The organism is Deinococcus radiophilus (assembly GCF_020889625.1).
Lineage (GTDB): Bacteria > Deinococcota > Deinococci > Deinococcales > Deinococcaceae > Deinococcus > Deinococcus radiophilus.
The window spans coordinates 1,939,773-1,964,255 of record NZ_CP086380.1 but is presented as its reverse complement, the minus strand read 5'-3'; the positions used below and the strand labels follow the sequence as shown (position 1 = coordinate 1,964,255).

The window sequence follows — 24,483 nt, the reverse complement described above, 5'->3', positions numbered from 1 at the left end:
GAAGCGTCCAGACTGCCGCTATTCTCCCCGCCGCTGAGGTGGGATGCAGCAAGTCCGGTCCCCACACGCGGCGTAACCCTCAGGGCGGTTGCGCCGCTTTCCTTTATGTCCCTACTCCAGAGAGGAACCACACATGACCGAAATTCGTAAAAATCTCCCTGTAGACGAACAGCTCGCCGTCCTCAAACGCGGCGTAGTGGACCTGGTATCCGAAGACGACCTGCGCCGCAAGCTGGAGGACAGCCTGGAAACGGGTCAGCCGCTGCGGGTCAAGCTGGGCGCTGACCCCACCCGCCCGGATTTGCACCTGGGCCACGCCGTTATCCTGCGGAAAATGCGGCAGTTTCAGGATCTGGGCCACAAGGTCATCATGCTGATCGGTGACTTTACGGCAACCATCGGTGATCCCAGCGGCAAGTCCAAGACTCGCCCGCCGCTGAGCATTGAAGAAGCGCGCGCCAATGCTCAGAGCTACCTAGAACAGTGCCGCCTGATTCTGCGCTCCGAGCCGGAAGTGCTGGAAATCCGCTCCAACGGCGAATGGCTCGAAGAGATGGGCTACAAGGACATCATTGCCCTGACAGCCAAATACACCGTGGCCCGCATCTTGGAGCGCGACGATTTCAGCAAACGCCTGCGTGAAGGCACGCCCATTTCCATGCACGAGCTGCTGTACCCGCTGACTCAGGGCTACGACTCGGTGGCGCTGAAAGCTGACGTGGAACTGGGCGGCACCGATCAGCTGTTCAATAACCTGGTGGGCCGCGCCCTACAGCGTGACTATGGTCAGGAGCCGCAGGTGGTCATGACCCTGCCGCTGCTGGTGGGCCTGGACGGCACCGAAAAGATGTCCAAGAGCCTGGACAATTACATCGGCGTGAGTGACGAACCCCACGCCATCTTCGCTGGGCTGATGAAAGTGCCGGATACCCTACTGGAAAACTACTTCACACTGCTGACTGATCTGCCCCAGGACCGCATTTCCGAAGTGCTGGCCGGACACCCCGTAGAGGCCCACCGCCAGTTGGCCCGCGAGGTGTTGGGCTGGCTGGCCCCTGGCTCGGACCCGGACGCTGCCGAAGAGCGATTCCGCAGCGTAGCGAAGGGCGGTATCCCCGACGATCTACCCGAAGTCACGGTGGCCGCCGATGAACTGAACGACGAGGGCAACGTCAGCATGGCCCGCCTGGTGGTGCTGGCCGGCCTAGAACCCAGCAACGGCGCAGCCCGAAAGTTGATTCAGAATCGGGGCCTCAAGGTGGCTGGTGAGCCTTACACCGATGCTCAAGGTTGGGTTACACAGGCTGAATTGGGCACAGAAGGCGGCTTTGTGGTTCAAAAAGGCAAAGATAAATTTGTTCGTTTGATTTTGGATTAAGGCATACGGAATCTTTTCTAAGTTTCCAAAACCTGCCTAGGAAATTTTGAAGTTCATACTTAGATCACTTATATTCTATAGTTGCCCACAAATTAGGTGTGGACAACTATAGAATTGTGTATAAATGCCAAAAGAGCCAAGCCACGCTGAGCTTTTCGCGCAACTTGGCTCTTGAAGTTTGATGACTGACTTATTTTATTCGGCCTGTACTTTTTCCACGCGCACCATATTGGTGGTCCCGCGCACCCCAAACGGCACGCCAGCGGTAATCACGTAGCGGTCGCCAGGATCGGCCAATCCGCTGCGTTTCAGCACGTCTGCAGCAATCCGCACCATGTCGTCAGAATCCCTGGGATCATCGCTGAGTACCGGAACCACGCCCCACAGCAGGGTCTGCTGGTTACGAACATGCTCGTAAGGAGTCAGCGCCAGAATGGAGAGGGGGGGGCGGTATTTGGCAATTCGGCTGGATGAGCCGCCAGAAGACGTAAAGACCACGATGGCTGCCGCTTCCAGCTTGGCCCCGATATTGCAGGCTGACATGGCAATAGCATCCTGCGGAGCCTCAATCGGTGCAGCCAGATCTTGTAGGGCGCGGTAGCCTTCACTCTGCTCCACCTCGCGGGCGATGCGGTGCATCATGGCAACGGCCTCGACCGGGTACTGTCCCACCGCCGACTCTGCGCTCAGCATCACAGCGTCAGTTCCGTCATAGATAGCATTGGCCACGTCGCTGGCCTCAGCGCGCGTGGGGCGCGGCGCAGTAATCATGCTCTCAAGCATCTGGGTCGCGGTAATCACCGGCTTGCCAGCTTCACGGCAGCGCCGAATCAGGTCTTTCTGAATGGTGGGGACTTGCTCAGGGTACATTTCCACGCCCAGATCACCACGCGCCACCATGATGCCGTCGGCCTCCTGCAGAATCTCAGCGAAGCGTTCCACCGCCTGCGGCTTTTCGATCTTGGCCATCAGCTTGGCGCGGCTGCCAGCACGGGTCAGGTAGTGACGGGCCAGCAGCAGGTCATCGCGTGAGCGCACGAAGCTCAGGGCCACCCAGTCCACGCCCAACTCAGCCCCGAATTGCAGGTCCTGCACGTCTTTGTCGCTTAGGGCCGGCACCGACAGGTTGGCCTGCGGCACGTTGATGCCTTTATTGTTCTTTAGTGGACCACCCACCACCACACGGGTCTGGACTGCCTGGGGTGTCACATTCAGCACTTCCAGGGTAATGTTGCCATCGTCCAGCAACAGGGTCATGCCAGGTAGGACGTCTTGGGCCAACTGCTTGTAGGTCGTACCCACGCGCTCTCGGTTGCCCGGAACATCATCCATGGTGATGCTGAACAGGTCTCCCGGCTCCAGCAAAATACCGGCTTCGTCCTCGAAACGGGCGACCCGGATCTTAGGGCCCTGCAAGTCCTGCAAGATGCCGATGGGCTGACCTTTCTCGGCTGCGATCTCACGGATCATCTCCACGGTGGCGCGGTGATCCTCACGGTCGCCGTGGCTGAAATTAATGCGGGCCACGTTCATCCCGGCGTCAATCATGCGCCGTAGGGTGTCCGGATTGCGGCTGGACGGCCCCAGTGTAGCCACGATTTTGGTCGCCCTTCCAAAGGCATGTTTCATGTCGTCTCCTTCGTCTGTCTGCTTAAGACGCAGCTTCTGGCATGCTCAAAAGTATGTTGGAAAATTAGAATTCTAGGTTTATTCGCTTCTTGCTGGAACAATTCTTGTCAGCAGCTAAGCCACCGCAGATTAACAGGCTCCCTTCAGCGCAGTGTAAGCCTGAGCGCGGTTACATCGCCACAACACAGCACGCTTTCCAGCAGTATCAGGACTGCCGGAAAGCGTCTAGACGGGGAAAAACACTATAGAAGAAAGTGCCCTGCCGTCGCTGATTTTCGGGGACCTACTGCTTCTGGTTGAAGGCGCGTTCGCCCAGGTACACGGCGCGGCCACCCAGCTGGTCTTCAATGCGCAGCAACTGGTTGTACTTGGCAATGCGGTCCGAGCGGCTGGCCGAGCCAGTCTTGATCTGCCCGGCGTTGGTGGCCACGGCCAGGTCGGCGATAAACGCGTCTTCGGACTCGCCAGAGCGGTGGCTGATCACCGTGGTGTAGCGGCTACGCTTGGCCAGTTCAATGGCGTCCATGCTCTCGGTCAGCGAACCGATCTGGTTTACCTTGATCAGGATGGAGTTGCCTACGCCCAGATCAATACCGCGCTGTAGACGCTCAGGGTTGGTCACGAACAGGTCGTCACCGACCAGCTGCACCCGGTCACCCAGGCGGGCGGTCAGCTGCTGCCATCCGTCCCAGTCGTCCTCGGCCAGTGCATCTTCAATGCTGATGATCGGGTAACGGCCCACCCAGTCTTCCCAGAAGTCGATCATGTCGGCGGTGCTCAGCACCTTGCCTTCACCCTCCAGATGATACTGACCGTCTTTAAAGATCTCCGTCACGGCTGGGTCCAACGCGATCTTGATGTCCTTGCCGGCCTCGTAGCCCGCTTTTTCAATGGCTTCCAGCAGCACTTCCAAGGCTTCCTCATTGCTTTTCAGATCCGGGGCAAAGCCGCCTTCGTCACCCACGTTGGTGTTGTACCCACGGGCGCTGAGAACCTTCTTGAGTGAATGGAAGGTTTCGGCTCCGTAGCGCAGCGCCTCACGGAAGCTCGGGGCACCGACAGGCATCACCATAAATTCCTGGAAATCTACGTTGTTGTCGGCGTGAGCACCGCCGTTGATCACGTTCATCATCGGGACAGGCAGCGTCTTGGCATTGCTGCCGCCCAAGTAGCGGTACAGCGGCACATCCAGTGCGTCCGCAGCGGCGCGGGCGGTGGCCAGGCTGACCGCCAGAATGGCGTTGCCGCCCATCTTGCTCTTGTTGGGCGTGCCGTCCAGATCCATCATTACAGCGTCGATTTCAGCTTGCTGACCGGCGCCCAGACCGGTGACAGCTGGACCTAGCGCCTCGTTGATGTTCTTTACGGCGTTTTGCACACCTTTGCCCAAGTAGCGCTCGCCGCCGTCACGCAACTCCAGCGCCTCGTGCGTGCCGGTACTGGCCCCACTAGGCACAATGGCGCGGCCCCGTGCACCACAGCTCAAGTACACTTCGGCTTCAACGGTGGGGTTACCCCGGGAATCCAGCACTTCGCGTCCAACAACTTTTTCAATGTTCATGGTCTTTCAGCTCCTTGATGATTCAGGCTCGGCCCCTTAGGGCTAGGGTATTGGGTCGGGTTCACTATAGACGCTGCCGTCAAGCACCAGTAAAGGAACTCAAGATTGTACAGACAAGCCCATCCAGCCGCCTATACCGACCAGTCGGGCCAATGAAGGGGCGCTCCGGCCCACAGAAGGCCCCTACAAGGCTGAGCAGAGCGGCAAGTGCCCTTAGACCCGTAGTGCCACCAGCACAGCCATATAACCGCCTCCAGCGGCCGGACGAAAAATGGCAGGTTTGGTGGACTCGGCAAACAGCATCTCAGCCTCACCTTCAATCGGTCCTAGAGCATCCTGTACATACTTGGCATTGAAAGCCAGGCTAATGGCCGGCTCTGTCCCGTTTTGTTCTACGCTTAGGGTGTCGTGGGCACGGCCGTAATCGCCTTCAGCATTCAGCTGCAACTGCCCTTCACTGACCAGAAATTCCACCCGGTTGTTGGCATTTTTGTCGGCCAGTACCGCGACGCGACCCACCGACTCCTTGAGAGTGGCCGACGCGAGCTTGACTTGCAGCTTGGTCTCGCTGGGGATCACGCGTTCGTAATCAGGGAATTCGCCGTCCAGCAGTTTGAGGTTCATTTTGACCCGCTCAGTGGTCACGCTCAGCTGGCCCTCGCCGTAGCTCAGTTTGGCTTCGCCGTCACGCAGCATCCGCACCAGCTCGTCCACACTCCGGGCTGGCATGATCAGCTCACGCACTTCGCCTTCCAGTGCAAAGTCGTGGAGAGCGACCCGGTAGCCGTCTGAGGCCACGACACGGGCCCCTTGGTCGCGCTTTTCGAGCTTCACACCGCGGAATACCGCCTGAAAAGCCTCACTGCTGGCGGCATAACGCACACTGCCTAACGCCCGCGCCAGATCAGCGGCGTCCACAGTGGCATCGATTTGGTCCGGGAAGTTCAATTCTGGAAAGGCAGTGACATCCCCAGTTTGAATCTTGAATTCTGACCCCCCGGATCTCACTGCCAGTTCGTCGCCTACCAGTTCCAGCTCTACCAGCTCACCACCCAGCGTACGTACGATCTGCGAAAGCAGATGCGCAGGCACAACCAGGCTCTGCGGCTCCTGAACTTCCGCCGGAGCAAAGCTGGACAGATCCATTTCCAGATTGGTCCCACTCAGGCTCAAGCCTTGAGAGCTGGCCTCAATTTTTAGAGAGGTCAGAAGAGGATTGGAGCTCCGACTGGGGACAACTCGCTCAAGGAGACTCAGACCCTCACTCAATACTTTTTTGGTCACAGTGGCTTTCATGGACACATCCTTTCTCTCAGCTAGAGATCTCCGTTCTTTTAAAACTATAAAAAAATAGTAGTAGTACTAGTAGAGCCTGTGGAAACTGTGGAAAACCGCTCCCGGCACCGTTGCAGATGTATTTAGGCTTGTGGAAAAAAATGTGGATAAGTCGGCTGTCCCTGTGGATAACCTGTGGATAACTTAGGTGCTTTTCCACAGGTTCAGATTCGGTCAAGTTGTCCACAATTTTATCCACAACTTTTATAGGGTTATCCACAGGGTTATCCACAGGGTTATCCACAGCTTGTGCTTGTTCTCACAAGGTTTTGGAACGAATTTTGGAACTGAATTGATGATGGCAGACCCAGTGCAGACCCATCTCGGAGATCAAACTCAAGCATTACCAGCCTCAGCTTCATGCAGACCTTCCAGGTGACGGCGTAAGCGACTGACCTGCGCAGCCAGCTCTTCGTCTCTCTTGATGCCTTCGGTGACCTTATTGACTGCGTGCATAACGGTGGAATGGTCACGTCCAAAGAACTGGCCGATCTCGGGTAAGGAGTGTTCGGTCATCTCGCGAATCAGATACATGGCAATCTGGCGTGGCACCACGATGTCTCTGGCTCGCCCAGTTCCCTTGATCTGTTCCGTGGTCACCTCAAACAGCTGCGCGGCAGCCCGCACCACCTCCGGCATTTCGACTTGTACTTCCTGCGGCGCAAAAACGTTGGATAGCGCTTTGGAGGCCACCGTACGGCTAAACGGCACATTGTTGAGGCTGGAAAAGGCCACCACCCGCATCAGCGCCCCTTCCAGCTCACGGATGTTGGTATTCACCTGCCGGGCGATCAGTTCCAGCACCTCCTGGGGAATGTTGATATTTGCCTGCTCGGCATTCATCTTGAGGATTGCTACCCGTGTCTCGAACTCCGGTGACTGGATATCGGTGATCAGTCCCCATTCAAAACGGCTACGCAGGCGGCCTTCGAGTGTCTGGATATCCTTGGGCGGACGGTCAGAGCTGAGAATGATCTGCTTATGGTTCTCGTAGAGCGCATTGAACGTATGAAAGAACTCCTCCTGGGTGCGTTCTTTACGGGCCAGAAATTGAATGTCGTCCACCAGCAGCAGGTCAACTGAGCGGTAGCGGTCCCGAAATTGGGTGGTCCTGTCATCCCGAATCGAGTTGATCAGCTCATTGGTAAAGGTCTCGGTGGAAACATAAGCAATGCGCTTTTCAGGATACTTTTCAGCCAGATAATGTCCCACGGCGTGCATCAGGTGAGTTTTGCCCAGCCCCACGTCCCCATAGATAAAGAGGGGGTTATAGGCCTTGCCGGGGGACTCGGCTACAGCCAATGCAGCAGCGTGGGCCAAGTTGTTGTTAGGGCCGACCACAAAGTTTTCAAAGGTGTACTTGGGGTTCAGCACCTTGCTCAATTCGGGGGCAGGGACTGGTTTTGGCCGGGGTTGCGGAGGAGGAGTAGGAGTCGCTACTGCGGGAGACGAAGAAGCTTCGGGCATGATCATGGCTTCTTGGACTGCGGGCAGCACCTCGAAACTGACCTGCGGATTTTCAGCACCCAGGCTGCGCAGAGCATCTTCCAGCAAACCCAGATAATGCTTACGGAACCACTCCTGTGCGAAGGAATTCCGGACGCCGATGACCAGCGACCCCTCTCGTACGCCCAGGGTTTTGACCGGGGCGAACCAGGTGTGGTACTCCACCTCCGAAATGTTATTGCGGACATAGGTCAGCACATCTGACCAGATTTCCTGAGAAATAGTGCGTACCTCCCCTTTTCATTCAGGCCGTTCAGACGGAGAAAGCAGACATACAAGAGTGACATGGCGGCTCTGCTCCGGCAGCTTGGCGCAGTGCCGCCAGCATATCACCAGGCCTGTGGATAACTTGGCTACAAGTGGTGTAGGGCTCGGCTAAACAACAAAAATCCCCCACCATAAAGGGTGAGGGAAAAGATCTGGTGGGCGATACGTGATTTGAACACGTGACCCCTCGCGTGTGAAGCGAGTGCTCTACCGCTGAGCTAACCGCCCTAGAATTTGTGGCCTGCAGTGCCACACTTGGTGGGCTCTGCCGGACTTGAACCGGCAACCAATCGGTTATGAGCCGACTGCTCTAACCATTGAGCTAAAGGCCCGTCTCAAGCCTCAGGAGTTTATCAGTGGCCCCGTGCAAAAGTCAACGCCCCTGAGACGCGTTCAGGAAGCCTATGGGATGACCCTCAGCCGATAGGTGGCCAGTATCATGGCAGCATGACCCTATCCCTGCCAGCTGGTCCCACAGTCCACGTGGCCTCGGAGGTCTTTCCCTTCTCGCGTACAGGTGGCCTGGCCGATGTGTTGGGCGCGCTCCCGGCGGCTCAGGCAGCTGCCGGTCAGCCTACGGTAGTGGTGACGCCCTGGTACCAGGGCCTGGAGGACGCCGCTCAGGTGCAGCTGGTAGAAACACTGACAGTAGAGGGCGTAGGTGCAGTGCGCCTGGGCCATGAGCGACGCGGCGGCGTGGACTACCTTTTTCTGGGGTTGGCAGATTTTGACCGCCCTGGGCTGTACCACGCAGACGATGTGCGGCGTTTCAGCCGCTTCGGATGCGCTGTGGTTCCAGTATTACAGTCGCTGGGAGTTCAGCCCCGGTTGTTGCACGGACACGACTGGCATTCGGGCTTGGTGGTGGCCCATGCGCAGCTGAGCGGCTGGCCCACGGTGTTTACCGTCCACAACCTTCAGTACCAGGGGCGCTGGCCGCTGTACGAAGCCGCAGAGTGGATGGCGCTGCCCGGCTGGGCACTGGGGCCAGACGGCGTTGAGTTTCACGGTGAGGCCAATCTTCTCAAGTCGGGCCTGATGTTCGCGGACCGCGTGACCACCGTCAGCCCGACCTACGCTCAGGAAATTACAACGCCTGAATACGGCGAAGGGCTGGAAGGTGTCCTGCAACGCCTGGAGCGCGAAGGTCGCTTGCACGGAATCTTGAATGGCTTGGATCTGGAACGCTGGAATCCCCGGCGCGACGCTTACGTTATGAACTATTCGGGGCTGCGCGGTAAGAGCGGCAACCGCCGCCGCCTGCGTGCCGAGTTCGGCTTTGACCGCGCTCCTATCCTAGGGACCGTGAGCCGTTTGGCCGATCAGAAGGGCATGGACTTGCTACTTCGGGCCTTGCCTGAGCTGGTGGGGTCCTGGAATGTCGTCATCTTGGGCGGCGGCGACCCCGTACTGGAAGCTGCCTTTGCCGGCTGGGGATACCATCCCCGGGTGGCCTTCAAAGGTGGCCTGGACGAGGCCCTGGCCCACCGTATCTACGCCGGGGCTGACATGTTTGCTATGCCCAGCCGCTTTGAGCCCTGCGGCCTCTCGCAGATGATTGCGCTGCGCTACGGCACCCTGCCACTGGTTCGTGAGACGGGCGGCCTGGTAGATACCGTGCCCTCCAGCATCGGCTTTACCTTCGGTGAGGCCACCTCTGAAGCTTTGCTGAGTTCTGCCAATGAGGCCCTGGCGACCCGCGCGGATAGGGCTGAGTGGGAACGCCGGGTGCGCGAAGGGATGGCGCTGGATTTCAGCTGGGACGCCTCGGCACGGGCCTATGCGGCACTATATGCGGATGTGCTGGCTGGACGCGGCTGACCTATTCGGCTGGCTGTAACTCCAGTACGGTCACCTCTGGCGCGCACAGGGTCCGCACCGGTAAACCCGACACCCCCAGTCCCCGGCTCACATAGGCGGGGCTACTGTGCGCGCCTTCTTTCCAACCCATATCGAAGCGGGTGTGGTAGTCACTGGGCACGACCACTGCCCCCACGCCAGGGAGTCGGACCTGACCGCCGTGGGTATGTCCGGCGAGCGTCAGGCCAATGTGCTGGGGCAGCTCCGGCAAAATGTCGGGGTTGTGGGTCAGCAGTAACGTGGCCCGTCCCCCCGCCTCTGCCAGCAGCGCCGTGAGGTCCGGCGAGTCGCCGTGCCAGCGGTCATCGGTGCCTATGAGGTGCAGGTCATCCCTGGGCTGCGCGATATCGTTTCGCAACAGTTGGATGCCGATCTGGTCCAGCAATTCTGTGTACTCCTGACGGTACTGCGGCCAGTTCGGAGTTGCTGCGCCGCGCCAGCGCGAAGCATATTTGCCGAAACTGCCGTAATCGTGGTTGCCCCACACCCCATAGACGCCCAGGGGTGCACGCAGGCGGGACAACTCATTCAGCAATTCAGTGGGGGTTTCACCGGCCCGCACATCTACAAAGTCACCGCCCAGCAGAATCAGATCGGGCCGCTCAGCTAGGGCGGCTTCTACCCAGCGGCGCACACTGCCCGCTGCTATATACAGGCCGTAGTGCAGATCGGTCAGAAAAACGACCCGCAGCGGGGTCCTGAGGCCTGGCATGGCGTGTCTATGTCGGCTGACGCTGAGGCCATAAGCCCCAGCCACTGCCCCGCCCCCTAGCAGTGTGCCCAGGCCTACCGTGCCGAGTAGGCTGCGCCTGATCCACTCGCGGCGGGTCAACTTGCGGTTCATGAGAGTCAGCCTAGGTGACTAAGGTTAACGCTAGGTACACTGGCAGGTGATGTCTGAGTCAAGGACCGTCTTTGTCGTTCCCGACCTGCATGGCCGCGCTGATCTGCTGGAAGCGGCAGTGCGGTATGCCGAAGCGCACTGGCCAAACTGGCACCTGCTGAACTTAGGCGACGCCATAGACCGTGGGCCACACTCCCTGCGCTGTGTGGCCCGGCTGCTGGAACTGCGGAAAGAGGGCCGTGCCACGTTGCTGATGGGGAACCATGAGCGGATGGCACTGGAAGGCCCGCAGCACTTCAGCCGCTTTCAGCAGTCGGCCAATCCCCAAGACCTACGCCTGGCCATGCAAGGGATGCAGTGGTGGATGCGGGCCGGGGGCGAATCGGTGCGGCGAGAGCTGGGCGGCCTGACGCTGGAACAGTTCCCAGAGTTGATGCGCGAATACCTACAGGACCTGCCCCGGATGGTCTTTGTGGATGGGGAAGGGGAGATTCACGCCGAGTTGCCGGCAGCGCCCAGTGTGATGGTCACGCATGCCAGCCCGCCCAAGGCCCACCGTGACTACCCCGACCCCATGTCGGCGGTGCTGTGGCTGCGCCCAACTGATGGGCTCTACGAGTTGCCGACAGGTGTGACCTACTCGGTGCATGGGCATACGCCAGTACGGGTGGTCATCCAGCAGGGTAAGCAGGTCTATCTAGACCTGGCTGCCTACAAAACCGGGCGACTGGCGCTGCTGCCGCTGCAGGTGGACGGGCCGCGTGGACTGGTCGTGCTGGAAGGGGAGGGGAACCGTCAAGTGGCTGAGACTCTGCCGGCCTTTGGGCACATGTTGCCTGCTGAACTGGCCCGAGTGTAAGAGGCCCAGCAAAGTGGGGAACAAAGCCAAAATGGCCTGCTCCCCACCCTTGAGTTCGTGAAACCTACTTCATGGCCTGCATGCTGGCCTTGCCGGCTGCGCCCAGAACTTTCAGCTTGTGGGCCACGATCTCGCTCATCACGTCGCGGGCTGGGCCCATCCACTTGCGAGGATCGAACTCCTTGGGGTTGGACATAAAGGCTTCACGCACGCCTACGCTGGCGGCCAGGCGCAAGTCCGTGTCCACGTTCACCTTGGCAATACCGTGCTGCACGGCGCGGGTCAGGTCCTCGTCGGCGATACCGGCGGCCTCACCAATTTCGCCTCCAGCCGTGCGGAAGCGGTCGGTGATCTCCTTGGGCACACCGCTGGACCCGTGAGCCACCAGGGGAATGGTGGTCATAGAAGCGATCTTCTCGATGCGCTCGTGGTCAATAAAGGGACGGCCTTTGCCCTTGTAGGCACCGTGACTGGTGCCGATAGCGATGGCCAGGTAATCGGTGCCGGTCTGCTCGATGAACTGCACGGCTTCTTCAGGGTCGGTCAGGAAGGCGTCTTTTTCGTCGACGATGACGTGCTCTTCAATACCGCCCAGACGGCCCAGCTCGGCTTCCACGCTGATGCCCATGGCATGCGCGGCTTCTACTACACGCTTGGTCTCACGGATGTTTTCCTCAAAGTCGTGGTGCGAGGCGTCAATCATCACGCTGGTAAAGCCCATGGCGATGGCCTTAAGCGCTGACTCGTATGAAGAGCCGTGGTCCAGGTGCAAGGCGACCGGAATCTTGGCCCGCTGGGCCATGTCCTTGACGATGTTGGCGAGATCCTGACCGCCATACTTGATCGCCCCTTCGGACATCTGCACCATCACGGGTGCTTCCAGCTTTTCGGCGGTGTGGATGATCGCCTGGGTGATCTCCATGTTGTTGGTGTTGAAGGCGGGGACGCCGTACTTGCCTTCGCGGGCGGGAACCAGAATCTCTTTGCCAGTAACGAGCATGTGTTTTCCTCCTGTAGAACTTTTGGGTTGGCTAGGCGTGATTGTTGACACTGAACGCTGTCAGGTGCTGATGCGGCTGCTTGGCGGCCAGCGTCAATTGTGGGCTTGCGCTTTATCCTAACGCAGCCTCATTGTGCTGTGGATCAGAGGGACTGGACCCAGGCGTGGATGTTGGCGACGTCGGCGTCAGAGAGCTGGGCCTCGGAGAAGCGGGGCATGGTGGGGGCGAGTTCACGGCCATCGGGGGTGACGCCTTCGCGCAGGGTCTGGGTGAAGCCGGTAAGGTCCCAGCCATTGGCATTTTCGGTCATGGCTGGACCGATGCCGCCTTGTCCCTGGGCACCGTGACAACCACCACAGGACCCGGCAAAGATTTCCTGGCCAGCGGCGGCGTCACCCTGGGCTGAACTTTCGGTAGCCCCAGCGGCAGGAGTGGCTTCTTCAGCGGCGCCCCCTTCACTTTCGCTAGCGGCGCTCTCGCCTTCAGTGGCCTGACTGTCAGACGTGCCTGAACCACCCTCATCGCTCTCACCGCTTCCGGCTTCCTCGGTTTCGGCAGCGACTTCTTCGTTGTCGTCACTGGCGGTGGTGGCCGGGTCACCCACGGTGGGGGCCGTGCTGGGGCTGGCGTTGGTCGAGGTATCGGAAATACCGCCCTGGCTGCCCTGGGTAATGCCAGCTGTATCGGGAGTATTGCCGTCCTCGGCGGCTTCGGTAGCGCTGGCATCGGTGGTGACGGCCACTCCGTCCTTTACCGGATCAGTCGCGGATGGTGCGCCGGCATTGGTCAAAAACAGCAGGGCGACGCCCAGAACGACCCCCAGCAGAATTCCAGTGAGCCAGGAAACGATGTTTCCCTGGGTCATACGGGTTCTCAGACTTGTCATGCTGAACAGGATAGCGCGCTGACCGGGCGGTTGGGAGGACCATCTGCCCTCCCGCACCACTTTCAAAAGAGGGTCGGTGTGCCCCCTTCCTGAGCTTCTTCCGGCCACCACTGCCGCTCGGACAGGTTCAGCCGTCCGCTGCTGTCAAAGTCCACACCGTCATGGATCAGAAGTGCCAGTTGCAGATCCCCCAGCCCAATTTTGGTGGTGCTGATGCGGCCCTGGGCATTCACCACCCGCTGCCAGGGCAGGCCGTGATCCCCGCCCTGAAGGCTGTTCATCACGTATCCGGCCTGCCGCGCCGCGCCTGGCTGGCCCGCCAGCAACGCCAGTTGACCGTAGGTCATGACCCGGCCTCTGGGAATCCGGGCCACCAGGTCCAGAATGCGTCGGCGGAACTCAGCGTCGCGTGTCATGGAGGCAGTGTAGCGGGTCTACTTCCTCAGCTCAGCTTGGCCTTGAATTCGTCGTAGCCGAACACCTTGACCCGTTCGTACGAGCCGTCTGCGTGCAGGATGCCGATATCCGGGTGCTTGACGCCGTTGAAAAAGGTCGTCTTGACCATGGTGTAGTGGATCATGTCGTCAAAGACGACCCGGTCCCCGACCTTGAGCGGCTCCGGGAAAACATACTCGCCCACCACGTCGCCGGCGAGGCAGGTGGTGCCGCCAATGATGTAGCGGTGGCCTGATGCCCCGGCGTCGGCCTCGCGGTGAGTATCGTCCGGGGGGTCGCCAGCGCCCAGGATGCGTGGTCGGTAGGGCATTTCCAGCACGTCGGGCATATGGGCGCTGACTGACACGTCCAGCAGCACAGCGTCTTTGACGTTATGGACCACGTCCAGCACGCTGCTGACCAGCCAACCAGTCTGCCAGCCGAAAGCGCTGCCAGGTTCCAGGATCACGTGCACGTTCCAGCGTTCGCGGAACGCCCGCACCACCCGGATCAGTCGCTCAATGTCGTAGCCTTCGCGGGTCATCAGGTGGCCGCCACCGAAATTGACCCACGCCACCTGATCAGAGGCCAGGAATTCCCCGAACTTCTCCTCCAGCACTTCTAGCGTGCGCTCCAGCGTGTCGGAGTCTTTTTCGCAGAGTGTGTGAAAGTGCAGGCCGTCAATGCCTTCGGGCAACGTATCCGGAAACTCGCGGCGGGTAACGCCTAACCGCGAGAACGGCCCGGCGGGGTTGTACAGGTCAGTTTCGACCTCAGCGTATTCAGGGTTGACGCGCAGACCTGCGTGAATGGTGCGGCCCCCTTGACGGGCGGCCTCCACCTGGGGGCGGAAGCGCTCCCACTGCGCCAGCGAGTTGAACACGATGTGGTCCGAGCGGCGCAGGATTTCTGGAAAGTCCTCATCACTGTAGGCGGGCGCGTAGGCATGCACCTCGCCCTGCATTTCCTCGTCGGCCAGGATGACTTCGTTCAGGCTGCTGGCGGTGGCCCCACTGATGCCGTACTCGCGCAGAATGGGGAACGTGGACCACATCGAAAAACCCTTGAAGGCCACGATAATCTGTGCGCCGCTCTTTTCCTGCACATAGGAGATCAGTGCCAGGTTGCGCCGCAGCCGCGTCTCGTCCAGCACGAAGGCGGGACTGGGAATTTCGGCCCAATTCACGGTTTGTGGATCGGTCACGTCGGGCAAGCGGAGGTCAGCGGGCAACTCGGTCATGCGGACAGTCTAGAGGCTAGTGGGAAGAAGGGGCGTCCCAGTTACGCTGTATTTTCTTGGTCGTTTGCGCTGAAGACCAAACCGCCTGTCTCACTGCCCAGCAACCGGGGCACAGTATCGCTGACGCCCACTTTGGCGCAGAAGGCCACATCAAGGGCCAAATCAGCCAGCGCGGCGTCCACGTCACCTAGGCCCAGTAGACGCTGGCCGTGGCGGCTGGCTTCTAATGCTGCGAGGGGATCGGGCCACTGGTTCAGCAGGGCCAGGACCATCTGCGCTGAGTCGTCCGGTTGACAGACTGCGCGGTCCAGCAGTTCACGTACCAGCACGCCCGCCGCGTAGCAGTCGTCCAGGCTGACCTGTCGGTTGGTGCCGGAGCACACGATCCGCAGGTCGCCAGGGTAGGCCAGGGCTGCCACCGCCGCCGCTGGAGCGTTACGCAGGCAGGCCAGCAGCACCCGCTCGGCACTCTGGGCCGCCAGGTGAGCCGCTCCCGTGCCGTTGGTGGTGTTCATGACGATTTGGTGCCCGGCCCAATTCTGCCGCTGGGCGTCCAACGGGCTGTTGCCCAGGTCGAAGCCTGGGATGATCACGCCGCTGCGCTCACCGGCCAGCCGGACCTGAGCGCCGCCCGCCGCCTCACGCCGCGCAAAAGCCACCTCTGGCGTGGGCGCGAAAATCACAGCGTCCGCCCCCTGTTCTAGAAAAGTGGTTGCGGTGGTGGTGGCCCGCAGCACGTCAATCACCAGAGCGGTTCCGCCATGGGTGTGTGGCGGGTGGAGTTCCGGCAGTAAGCTGACGCTCAGGCGCCGGCTCATGCCAGTGTGTCCCGGAAGGCCTGCACGCCCGCTGCTGCGCCGCCCTCAGCCCCGAAAATGGCGCTGCCGGCCACCAGATTGGTCGCCCCTGCTTCCACCAGTGCGCGGGCGTTGCCTGCCGTCACGCCACCGTCTACCTGCACTTCGGCTTCCGAGCCGAACTCGTCCAGCCAGCGGCGCACGGTGCGGACCCGCTCCACGCTTGAGCCGATGAACTTCTGACCCCCGAAACCAGGATTCACGCTCATGATCAGCACCAGGTCCACGTCGGCCAGCACCGGGCGCAGGGTGTCCAGGGAGGTGCCTGGGTTCAGGGTCACGCCCGCACGCTTGCCCAGTTCACGAATCTGTCCTACCGCGCGGTGGATATGTTTGGTGCTTTCGACCTGCACAGTCAGTCCATCGGCTCCGGCGTCAGCGAAGTCTTTCAGATAACGCTCCGGTTGCTCGATCATCAGGTGAACGTCCATGTACAGGTCCGATACGCGCCGCGCCGCTGCCAAGATCGGCAGCCCGAAAGAGATGTTGGGCACGAATTGGCCGTCCATCACGTCCACATGTGCCCAGGGCACGCCTGCGGCCTTCAGGGTGGCGAGTTCTTCACCCAGCCGCGCAAAGTCGCAGGCAAGCAGGCTGGGAGAGAGGATCACGGGTTTGCGGGTAGGGGCAGTCACGCGGGAATTGTAGCGCGGGCCTGAAGTGCAGGTTTTGCTCTCCCTTGTGGCCGACTTTCCGAGGTGGCCGACAGCCACAGGCTTATGATGACCTTGACCTGCTTACACCCTTTTCCAGCCATACACCTTATTAAATTTCGTCTCCAGAACATCTCGCCTGTCCATCCCCAAGGAGTTCCTATGACCTCAACACCTACCAAGCCCACCCTGCAAGACTGGAAGACCCTGGCCACCAAAGACCTCAGGGGCGCCGACCCCGCAACGCTCAACACCCAGACCCCCGAAGGGCTGACGCTAAGGCCGCTGTACACCGCTGCCGATCTGGAAGGCCTGGAGACAGATACACTGCCAGGCTTCGCGCCGTTTACGCGGGGGCCACGCGCCACCATGTACGCGGCACGGCCCTGGACCATCCGGCAGTACGCAGGCTTTTCCACCGCCGAGGAGTCCAACGCCTTTTACCGCCGCAACCTGGCCGCCGGACAAAGAGGCCTCAGTGTGGCGTTCGACCTGGCGACCCACCGGGGTTACGACTCGGACCATCCCCGCGTGGTGGGCGATGTGGGCAAGGCAGGCGTGGCGATTGACAGTGTCGAGGACATGAAGGTGCTGTTCGACGGCATTCCGCTGGATCAGATGTCGGTGTCCATGACCATGAACGGGGCGGTGCTGCCGGTCCTGGCCGGGTTCATCGTGGCGGGTGAGGAACAGGGTGTAGACCGTTCGCAACTGTCCGGGACCATCCAAAATGACATTCTCAAGGAATTTATGGTCCGCAACACCTACATCTACCCGCCGGAGCCGTCCATGCGGATTATTGCGGACATCATCGCCTACACCGCCGCCGAGATGCCGCGCTTCAACTCCATTTCTATCAGCGGCTACCACCTGCAAGAAGCCGGAGCAAATGCCGCGCTGGAACTGGCCTACACCCTCAGCGACGGCTTGGAATACGTGCGGGCTGCGCTGGATAAGGGGCTGGACATTGACGCCTTTGCGCCGCGCCTCAGCTTTTTCTTTGCCATCGGCATGAACTTCTACACCGAAGTGGCCAAGCTGCGGGCTGCCCGGATGCTCTGGAGTGAACTGATGGGCCAGTTTGATCCCAAGAACCCCATGAGCTGCGCTCTGCGGACCCACTGCCAGACCTCGGGCTGGTCCCTCACTGAGCAAGACCCTTACAACAACGTGGTGCGGACCGCTGTAGAAGCGATGGCAGCAGTGTTCGGTGGCACCCAGAGCCTGCACACCAACTCGTTTGACGAAGCGATTGGCCTGCCCACCGACTTCAGCGCCCGAATTGCCCGCAATACCCAGCTGATTTTGCAGGAGGAAACTGGAATCACAGATGTGGTGGACCCCTGGGGCGGCTCTTACCTGATGGAGCGCCTGACCCATGACCTGGCCGAGCAAGCCCGCGTGCTGATGCGTGAGGTGGAGGAGCTAGGCGGCATGGCGGGGGCCATCGGTGAGGGCATTCCCAAGCTGCGGATCGAAGAATCGGCGGCCCGCAAACAGGCCCGGATTGACCGGGGCCAGGACGTGATCGTGGGCGTGAACAAGTACCGCCTGGAGAAAGACGACAGCGCCTACGAGGTGCTGGATATCGATAACGCCGCCGTGCGCGAGTCGCAGATTGCCCGCCTGGACCGCCTGAAAGCGGAGCGCGACACGGCCAAAGTGGAAGCGACGCTGGACGCTCTGCGGGACGCCGCCCGCACAGGCGAAGGTAACCTGCTGGCCCTTAGTGTAGAAGCGATGCGGGCGCGGGCCACGCTGGGCGAGGTGAGCAGCGCTCTGGAAGAAGTCTGGGGCCGCCACCAAGCCGAGGTGCAGACCCTCAGTGGCGTGTACGCACAAGGCTACGCGGGTGATGACGAATTTGCACAGGTACAGGCCGACATCAATACCTTTGCTGAGGCGGAGGGCCGCCGCCCCCGCATCCTGGTCGCCAAGATGGGCCAGGACGGCCACGACCGGGGCGCCAAGGTGATCGCCACCGGCTTTGCCGACCTAGGCTTCGACGTGGACGTGTCACCTCTGTTCCAGACCCCTGAAGAAGCGGCGCGCCAAGCGGTCGAGAACGACGTGCATGTGGTCGGCGTCAGCAGTCAGGCGGCAGGCCACAAGACGCTGGTGCCGCAGCTGATCGCCGCCCTTGAGGCTGAAGGCGCAGACGACATTCTGGTCATTGTAGGCGGCGTGATTCCGCAGCAGGATTATCAGGCGCTATATGACGCCGGGGTGGTGGGCATCTTCGGCCCCGGCACGCCGATCCTGAGCGCGGCGCGTGAAGTGCTGGGTCTGCTCCAGCGGCGGCAGGGCCAACTGAAAGGGCAGGGAGCGCAGGGCTGAAAGATGCTGCAACCGGTTTGGCGTCGGCCTGGGTGAACCTTAGTGCCGGGGCGGTAACTCCTCGGCGGCGTTGCCCCTTTCTGCTGTCTCTCGGCCCACCTGGGTCTCCTCCTGCCCCAGCACCCAGCGCAGCAGCACGCCCATCCCCTTGGTCCGCAGGAATTCGGCCAGGTTGAGTCCCAGGCTGCCGCCTACCGCCGCGCAGAGCAGCACGCCGGGAGCTGTATTCAGTGCGGGCAAGCCGCTGGCCAGAGCGAAGGCCGCCAGGCCGCCGACCAGCCCGCCCAGCAGCGTATCGGTCAAGGTGGCGGTCCAGTGTGGGCGTTGCGTCTGGGGCAACTGCTGGCGCAGCCGCATTCCCGAGAGTGCTGCAACGGTCAGTGAGACGCCCAAGGTGCTGAGCAGGGCGGGTGGGTCCAGCGTGGTCATCACGCTGGGATCGGTCCAAAGTGCGGGCCAAATGGTCATATTCAGTCCCCCTGAGGCTGTATGAATGACATGTGATTGAAGAGGCCGCCTGATCTGCGGCCAGCCGAAATGAGGAAAAATCAGGCACTGCTTCCCTTCAGCGCCTGACGGGCAGGTGGTGTCGGCAGGCCACCGGAACAAATCGCGGGACAGGCGTGACACCCTCAGTTCTTACCTACTAAAATTTTAGTAAATACCATTCGTTTAGTCAAGGGCAGAATGGGCAATTCAGGTTTCGCAATAAAACGCAATGCGCCCGGTGCGTCCATACGACGACTGGTACAGCGTGCCTCCGGCTTCCAGAAAAGCCAACTCATCTAACCGCGAACCGATCCATTCGGGCGTCCAGCCGGTGGTCAGGGCGTACCAGATGTAATTGCCCTGCATCAGGTAGCCGGTGCGCCGCTGGGCCGTGTTCAGAAACACGAAGCGCCGCAGAGCCTGTTGCAAGGAAACATCCGCCTCGTGTGCCAAATGGGCAATCACGGCCGCTGACTCGCCGTAGCGGACGGTCAGCTCAGTGACCAAAGCGTCAGGCATCAAGAGGGCGTCGGCGCCATGTTCGGTCAGCAGTTCCAGATGTTCATCCAGTGCCTGTTTGCCTGTATCGTTCACGCTGGCATGTTCGCGCCGAATGGCCGGGGTGTACTGCCCCTGCTCGCTCAAGGCATGGACCAGCTCGTGGGCGGTGTCGGCGCGGCGCTGCTGGCGGGGGCTGCGGCGCTGTACCTGCACCCAGGGTGTGTCCTCATCAGGGGGGGCCGCCTGAGCCAAGCTGTGCTGTCCCTGCAAAACCGGAATATCCAAACGCCCCGCCAGTGCGTCCATATCAGACACGTAACCTACCTGGGCATGTCGCCGCCGCAGGTAGGCCAGGTAGTCTGAGATCAGGGGGTCCACGCGTCCTCCTCACCGCGCTGGTCAGGCAGAGCTGGCGGGTCAAAACGCTTGCGGAGGTCCAGAAACAGGTCCAGCCATTCGCCTGCTGTCTGGGGAGTGCGGCGGTGGTGCAGGTCGGTCAAGAAGCGCAGCCAGCGCCCCTCGCGCAGCTCGGCCCATTCGGCCCGCGCCCCGAAGACCTCCGCAGCTTCACGCAGGCTGCCTGGGATAGGCCGCTGCACTGGCTGCACCTCCCAACCCTGTTGCTGGGCATCCGGAGCTTGGTCCGGTCCTGCCGCCCTGGTGGAAGGCAGCGGCACACTCCCCAGCGGCACGCCCACTTCAGTCTCAAACTCGGCAGCGGTCCAGCCCAGCATGTAGGCCAGGTCCCGGAGCTGCTGCGCTCGGGCACTCAGGAGGACTTGCCCATCGGTATCTTCTTCCAGACGCGAGAGCCATTGTTGACTGAACGGCCGTAGGCCAGCGGGCAGGTCACCCTCCTCATGCAGCGCCCGGACGGCGCGGGCCAGGTCGCTCTGTGAGCGGTACCCGACCTGTTCACGCCGCGCCTGAAGCGCTGTGCCGTACCCAGCCATAGTTCAGTCTACCAAAATGAGGGTAGTTGCTGGCGAGGAATGAATTGGCCTTCCGCCTTTACTCCGCGTCTTTTCGCTGCGTGTCTCCTCCTACCACGTAGAAGGTTTCTTGGGTGATGCGCTCCGGGAATTTGCGGATAAAGTCCACCGTACTCAGCGCCTGGGTACGGTGACAGGCGATGGCTTTCAGCTTGCGGGTGAGATAGGGGGTCACATCCCGTCGCAGGTTGGCCGGGAGCCAGCTGGGCAACAGGGCGTCGTCTTCAGGGGCCGCACTGCCTGCGTAATACCACAGCTCTGGCTGCTCGCCCTCCGGCAGCTTGTCCCAGGCAACTTTGACGGCGCGGTGGGTGGTCTGGTGGTCCGGGTGACCGTTGGAGCCGTTGGGAGGAAAAGTCAGCAGGATTTCAGGGCGGTAGCGTTCCAGGGCGGCTCGGCTGACCTCTACCAGTTCCTCAAAGTCGTATTCACGTAGCGCCTTGTCCGGAAAGGAATGCTGCTCGTGAACGGTGATGCCCAGCACGTCCAGGCAGGCTTCCAGCTCGACCTCGCGCATGGCGGCCAGTTGCTCGGGCGTGTCGCACAGGCCCAGGTTGCGGCCTGCGTTGCCCTTGGTCAGCGTGACCAGACCGCAGGACTGCCCGGCTTCCTCGAATTCCATGATGGTTCCGCCTGCGCCGTACACCTCGTCGTCAGGGTGAGGCACGATCAGCAGCAGTTTCAGGCGGGGTGCATCGGTCATCTGACCAGCATAGCGGGTAGACCGGCGTCTTCCAGTTCGGAGAAAGAAACACTCAGGGACGCAGCCTGGAAGCAAATTCAGAGCGGACGGAATTCCTGCATTAGGCCAATTGGCGCATGCTCCGGCTCCCTGCATGGGTGCAACATAGGCGCATGCCTTCTCTCACCCTGCGTGAAGCGCAGCGCTCCGACTTTCCGGCCCTGGCTGAGATTCTCAGCCTGACCCAGCCCGACTGGCCGACCGGGGCGGAGGACTTGCAGCGCCAAGACGACACCCGCGACCCAGCCCATTTCGCGCTGCGTGTCGTGGCCGAACAGGCGGGGCAGATTGTGGGTGTCGGTCATGTCGGGCATGACGATTTTGCTTTTGAACCCTGGCGGTATTGGAGCGCTCTGGATGTCCACCCGGACTTTCAGCGGCAGGGTGTGGGGACAGCGCTGTACAGCGAACTAAAGCGCCATTTGCAGGAACGCGGCGCCCGCGAGGTACGGACCATGCTCAGCAGCAAGCCTCAGGACGCGGCGGGGCGGGCCTTCCTAGAGCGCCGGGGCTGGCGCGTGGGGTGGGAACGTTTCGAATCACAGCTGGATACGCGGGACACGGACCTGAGTACCTTTGATGGTCTACTGACCGGGGTGGCCGAGCAGGGCGTCAGGCTCATGTCACTGGCCGAACTGGCCGCCGATCCGGACCGAGACCGCCGGCTGCACGAGCTGGACTGGCTGCTGTTTCAGGACGTTCCTTCGGGTCTGACCCCCACCAAAAAGTCGCTGGACCAGTGGGTCAAAGATGAACTGGCCGACCCTCAGCTGCGGCCAGAGCTGTCTTTCGTGGCGGTTGGGGATGGCCCGAGCGATCCGCTGACGGGCAGTTATGTCGGTTACAGCACCATCGGCAAAAGCCGGGGCGAACACTACTACATCGGTATGACCGGGGTGCTGCGCAGCCACCGGGGCCGCGGCCTCGCCAAGGCACTCAAGGTGGCAGCCATGCGTGAGCTTCAGGCCCAGGGCGGCGGCGTCATCAAGACCTTCAACGACACGCCAAATAGGGCCATGCTGACCATGAATGAAGCGCTGGGCTTTCAGCGGACGGCGACCATGTACCGCTACGAGCTGGAGCTCTCCTGAGTCCCATGCTGCTTTCCGTGGACTGGGACGCCTACTCCGGCACCCGTGAACTGGTGTTCGACGCGCCGATCTGGGGCACGCCGGACCGCGATCATGACCGCCTGGCGGCCTGGCAGCAGCGGGCGGCGCGGCGTGGCGGCACCAACTGGGAGGCGCTGGACAGCGACTTTCCGCTGTACCCCGGCTGGCCCGACTTGCGGCAGTATGCGGGTACTCCTACGGCCGTGACCCTGTCGCACGCTGACATCTGGCCCTGGCTGGAGCGCTGGCCAGGCCAGGACGTGCTGAACATAGACAGTCACCACGATCTGAGCAGCTTCAGTGGCGACAGTACCCGCCTGCGCCCCGGCAACTGGGCTGGGCTGGCGCTGTCAGCTGGATTGGTGCGCCGCTACGAGTGCCGCTATCCCGTCTGGCACGCGGAGTTGCCGGTGGCTGAGGGCTACGATCTGGCCCGCACCCAGGCTGAATTGGACGCACTGCTCCCCGCGCCCCTGCTGGAGAGCGTCACCCTGACCCGCAGCGCCGAACTTCCCCCGCCGGAACAGGTGACCGCGCTGCTGCTGGTGCAGTCACCCGCCTGGACCAACCCCGCCCACGACCGCGAGTTCTGGGCGCTGGCGGAGGATTTGGGCGCGGAGGTGCTGGTAGAGCCGCTCCGCAGAGAGGGGCAGGTGTAGCTGTTGCTACAACCCCAGCAGCCCCCGGTACCAGCCGACCACCGCGTCACCCCACAGCATCGCCACCACGGCGCCTATGGCCAGATAGGGGCCGAACTTCAGGCGGTTTTCGGCTTTCAGCAGCATCTGCGCTGCGCCCAGGATGGCCCCGGCGAACACAGCCACGCCCACGCTGACCAGCACGCCACTCACGCCCAGAAACGCGCCGATGGCCCCGGCCAGCTTCACGTCTCCAAAGCCCATCGCGCTGGGGTCGAAGGGAGCGTCCTCTTCGGCCTCGGTCTGTCCAGTCCCTTTCTGAATCCAGGCGTATTGAATCCACCAGTACAGCCCAGCGATCAGGGCGGCTGCCCCTGCGCCCTGCAAGCCTCCATTCACCAGCTCTAGCGGGTCACGCCCCAAGTTCACGCCCAGCGCCAGGCTGAGCAGTGCCCCGCCCAGTGTGAGCAGTTCGGGAATGCGAACCACCCGGCGGGTGCCCGCATTGACCGCCGCCGACAGCAGCGCCGCGCCCATGCCCCACAGCGGCCCGGCCCAAGCTCCGACCAGTAGGGCCAGCGCGATTTGCTGATGTCCGATGGGCGCGTCAGGGTACTGCCGCTCGCGGAAGCGCCGCAGCACCCACGAGCCGATCAGATCAATGGTCATCAGCAGGCCCGCGCCCGTCAGCGCCCCTGCCAGCGCTTCAGCAAAGTTGGGTAGGCCGCCCGCAGCCAGTCCACTGCCTGCCAGCGCCGCGAAACCCAAACCTAGGCCCACACCCGGCAGGGTCAGCTCGTCGGGGATGGTGTAGGTGTCCAAGTCAATGGCGCTCCCTGCCAGCAGGATGGTGAAAAACAGTGTCAGCCCCAGCGTGCCCAGGCCATAGAGCGCTGGTGGATAAAAGTACGCAATCAGCGCATAAGCCACCCCCGAAATCAGCTCGATAACCGGATAGCGTGGCTTGATCGGGGCCGCGCAGTAGCGGCACTTGCCGCGCAGACTGAGCCACGACAGCACGGGCACCAGATCACGCGGGGCCAGCGCATGGTCACAGTTCGGGCAGTGACTGGGCGGAAAGGAAATGTTCTCGCCACGCGGCAGACGCCAGATCAGCACATTGGTAAAAGAGCCGACCAGCAGCCCGAAGATCAGGGCACTGAGCAGGATGAACGGCAGGGGCAGCAGGTCCACGCCCGGCAGTTTAGGGTGTGCAGTCTCACAGAGTTCTCCTGTCGGCCGAGGCCGTATAGGAGACGCATACATCAGCTTGAATACATATCGGTGTGGGTGTACTATTCTGCAATTGTAGAAGCGGGTTCAGTGGCTGGCCTTTCTACGTCTGACGCCCCGTGAAGGCC

Annotated in this window: 22 protein-coding genes and 2 tRNA genes; 6 read left to right on the top strand and 18 right to left on the bottom strand. The window is 61.5% G+C overall.

Features of this window, described 5'->3' with window-relative positions:
- Window positions 1-133 precede the first annotated feature (133 nt).
- Window positions 134-1,378: a tyrosine--tRNA ligase gene (gene tyrS / locus LMT64_RS09875; protein ID WP_126352068.1), complete on the top strand. Its 1,245-nt coding sequence runs from the start codon at window positions 134-136 to the stop codon at window positions 1,376-1,378.
- 195 nt (window positions 1,379-1,573) lie between these two features.
- Here tyrS and pyk read toward each other — a convergent pair whose 3' ends face one another.
- The 6 genes from pyk to LMT64_RS09845 all read right to left on the bottom strand — a co-directional run bounded on the left by pyk (window position 1,574) and on the right by LMT64_RS09845 (window position 8,008).
- Window positions 1,574-3,007, bottom strand: a complete 1,434-nt coding sequence (pyk, locus tag LMT64_RS09870) for a pyruvate kinase (RefSeq protein WP_126352069.1) — start codon at window positions 3,005-3,007, stop codon at window positions 1,574-1,576.
- 283 nt (window positions 3,008-3,290) lie between these two features.
- A complete protein-coding gene (gene eno, locus LMT64_RS09865) occupies window positions 3,291-4,568 on the bottom strand; it encodes a phosphopyruvate hydratase (protein ID WP_126352070.1) in 1,278 nt (425 codons plus the stop codon).
- 213 nt (window positions 4,569-4,781) lie between these two features.
- Complete coding sequence (gene dnaN / locus LMT64_RS09860) at window positions 4,782-5,864, bottom strand: DNA polymerase III subunit beta (protein ID WP_126352071.1); 1,083 nt, start codon at window positions 5,862-5,864, stop codon at window positions 4,782-4,784.
- Between the two features lie 375 nt (window positions 5,865-6,239).
- A complete protein-coding gene (gene dnaA / locus LMT64_RS09855; protein WP_126352072.1) occupies window positions 6,240-7,631 on the bottom strand; it encodes a chromosomal replication initiator protein DnaA in 1,392 nt (463 codons plus the stop codon).
- Between the two features lie 198 nt (window positions 7,632-7,829).
- Window positions 7,830-7,904 (bottom strand) — tRNA-Val (locus LMT64_RS09850).
- Between the two features lie 28 nt (window positions 7,905-7,932).
- A tRNA-Ile gene (locus LMT64_RS09845) sits at window positions 7,933-8,008 on the bottom strand.
- Window positions 8,009-8,123: 115 nt separating this feature from the next.
- Here LMT64_RS09845 and LMT64_RS09840 point away from each other — a divergent pair.
- Window positions 8,124-9,497: a glycogen synthase gene (locus LMT64_RS09840; protein ID WP_126352073.1), complete on the top strand. Its 1,374-nt coding sequence runs from the start codon at window positions 8,124-8,126 to the stop codon at window positions 9,495-9,497.
- Between the two features lies 1 nt (window position 9,498).
- Here the strand turns inward: LMT64_RS09840 and LMT64_RS09835 are convergent, their stop codons facing one another.
- Window positions 9,499-10,380, bottom strand: a complete 882-nt coding sequence (locus LMT64_RS09835) for a metallophosphoesterase (protein WP_126352074.1) — start codon at window positions 10,378-10,380, stop codon at window positions 9,499-9,501.
- 49 nt (window positions 10,381-10,429) lie between these two features.
- On the opposite strand from LMT64_RS09835, the gene LMT64_RS09830 reads away from it, so the two are divergent.
- Window positions 10,430-11,239 carry a metallophosphoesterase gene (locus tag LMT64_RS09830; protein ID WP_229253202.1) on the top strand — a complete coding sequence of 270 codons (810 nt, stop codon included), beginning with the start codon at window positions 10,430-10,432 and terminating at the stop codon, window positions 11,237-11,239.
- A 64-nt stretch (window positions 11,240-11,303) separates the two neighbouring features.
- On the opposite strand, the gene fba is transcribed toward LMT64_RS09830, so the two are convergent.
- The 6 genes from fba to rpe form a co-directional block, all read right to left on the bottom strand.
- A complete protein-coding gene (gene fba, locus LMT64_RS09825; protein ID WP_126352076.1) occupies window positions 11,304-12,239 on the bottom strand; it encodes a class II fructose-1,6-bisphosphate aldolase in 936 nt (311 codons plus the stop codon).
- A gap of 143 nt (window positions 12,240-12,382) precedes the next feature.
- A complete protein-coding gene (locus tag LMT64_RS09820; RefSeq protein WP_126352077.1) occupies window positions 12,383-13,126 on the bottom strand; it encodes a c-type cytochrome in 744 nt (247 codons plus the stop codon).
- A gap of 62 nt (window positions 13,127-13,188) precedes the next feature.
- Window positions 13,189-13,542: an MGMT family protein gene (locus LMT64_RS09815; protein ID WP_126352078.1), complete on the bottom strand. Its 354-nt coding sequence runs from the start codon at window positions 13,540-13,542 to the stop codon at window positions 13,189-13,191.
- Window positions 13,543-13,568: 26 nt separating this feature from the next.
- Window positions 13,569-14,801 (bottom strand): carboxynorspermidine decarboxylase, encoded by a 1,233-nt coding sequence (gene nspC / locus LMT64_RS09810; protein ID WP_126352079.1) that lies wholly within the window; start codon window positions 14,799-14,801, stop codon window positions 13,569-13,571.
- Between the two features lie 41 nt (window positions 14,802-14,842).
- A complete protein-coding gene (locus LMT64_RS09805; protein WP_126352080.1) occupies window positions 14,843-15,619 on the bottom strand; it encodes a 2-phosphosulfolactate phosphatase in 777 nt (258 codons plus the stop codon).
- On the bottom strand, window positions 15,616-16,293 hold the full coding sequence (gene rpe, locus LMT64_RS09800; RefSeq protein ID WP_229253201.1) for a ribulose-phosphate 3-epimerase: 678 nt from the start codon (window positions 16,291-16,293) through the stop codon (window positions 15,616-15,618). Before rpe ends, LMT64_RS09805 begins: the two co-directional genes overlap by 4 nt.
- Before the next feature lie 180 nt (window positions 16,294-16,473).
- On the opposite strand from rpe, the gene scpA reads away from it, so the two are divergent.
- Complete coding sequence (gene scpA / locus LMT64_RS09795) at window positions 16,474-18,648, top strand: methylmalonyl-CoA mutase (RefSeq protein ID WP_229253200.1); 2,175 nt, start codon at window positions 16,474-16,476, stop codon at window positions 18,646-18,648.
- 39 nt (window positions 18,649-18,687) lie between these two features.
- Here scpA and LMT64_RS09790 read toward each other — a convergent pair whose 3' ends face one another.
- The 4 genes from LMT64_RS09790 to LMT64_RS09775 form a co-directional block, all read right to left on the bottom strand.
- Window positions 18,688-19,116 carry a hypothetical protein gene (locus LMT64_RS09790; RefSeq protein ID WP_126352082.1) on the bottom strand — a complete coding sequence of 143 codons (429 nt, stop codon included), beginning with the start codon at window positions 19,114-19,116 and terminating at the stop codon, window positions 18,688-18,690.
- Between the two features lie 228 nt (window positions 19,117-19,344).
- Window positions 19,345-20,016 (bottom strand): ImmA/IrrE family metallo-endopeptidase, encoded by a 672-nt coding sequence (locus LMT64_RS09785; RefSeq protein ID WP_126352083.1) that lies wholly within the window; start codon window positions 20,014-20,016, stop codon window positions 19,345-19,347.
- Window positions 20,004-20,591, bottom strand: coding sequence for a hypothetical protein (locus tag LMT64_RS09780; RefSeq protein WP_229253199.1), 588 nt, complete (start codon window positions 20,589-20,591; stop codon window positions 20,004-20,006). The genes LMT64_RS09785 and LMT64_RS09780 overlap by 13 nt, the downstream gene beginning before the upstream one ends.
- A 58-nt stretch (window positions 20,592-20,649) precedes the next feature.
- A complete protein-coding gene (locus LMT64_RS09775; RefSeq protein ID WP_126352085.1) occupies window positions 20,650-21,333 on the bottom strand; it encodes a PIG-L deacetylase family protein in 684 nt (227 codons plus the stop codon).
- Window positions 21,334-21,485: 152 nt separating this feature from the next.
- Here LMT64_RS09775 and LMT64_RS09770 point away from each other — a divergent pair, with 152 nt between their 5' ends.
- Both LMT64_RS09770 and LMT64_RS09765 read left to right on the top strand, forming a co-directional pair.
- Window positions 21,486-22,463, top strand: a complete 978-nt coding sequence (locus LMT64_RS09770; RefSeq protein ID WP_126352086.1) for a GNAT family N-acetyltransferase — start codon at window positions 21,486-21,488, stop codon at window positions 22,461-22,463.
- Window positions 22,464-22,468: 5 nt separating this feature from the next.
- The gene (locus LMT64_RS09765; protein WP_126352087.1) at window positions 22,469-23,143 is read left to right on the top strand and encodes an arginase; all 675 of its coding nucleotides are present in this window, start codon (window positions 22,469-22,471) and stop codon (window positions 23,141-23,143) included.
- A gap of 6 nt (window positions 23,144-23,149) precedes the next feature.
- On the opposite strand, the gene LMT64_RS09760 is transcribed toward LMT64_RS09765, so the two are convergent.
- The gene (locus LMT64_RS09760) at window positions 23,150-24,316 is read right to left on the bottom strand and encodes a prepilin peptidase (RefSeq protein ID WP_229253198.1); all 1,167 of its coding nucleotides are present in this window, start codon (window positions 24,314-24,316) and stop codon (window positions 23,150-23,152) included.
- Between the last annotated feature and the right edge of the window lie 167 nt (window positions 24,317-24,483).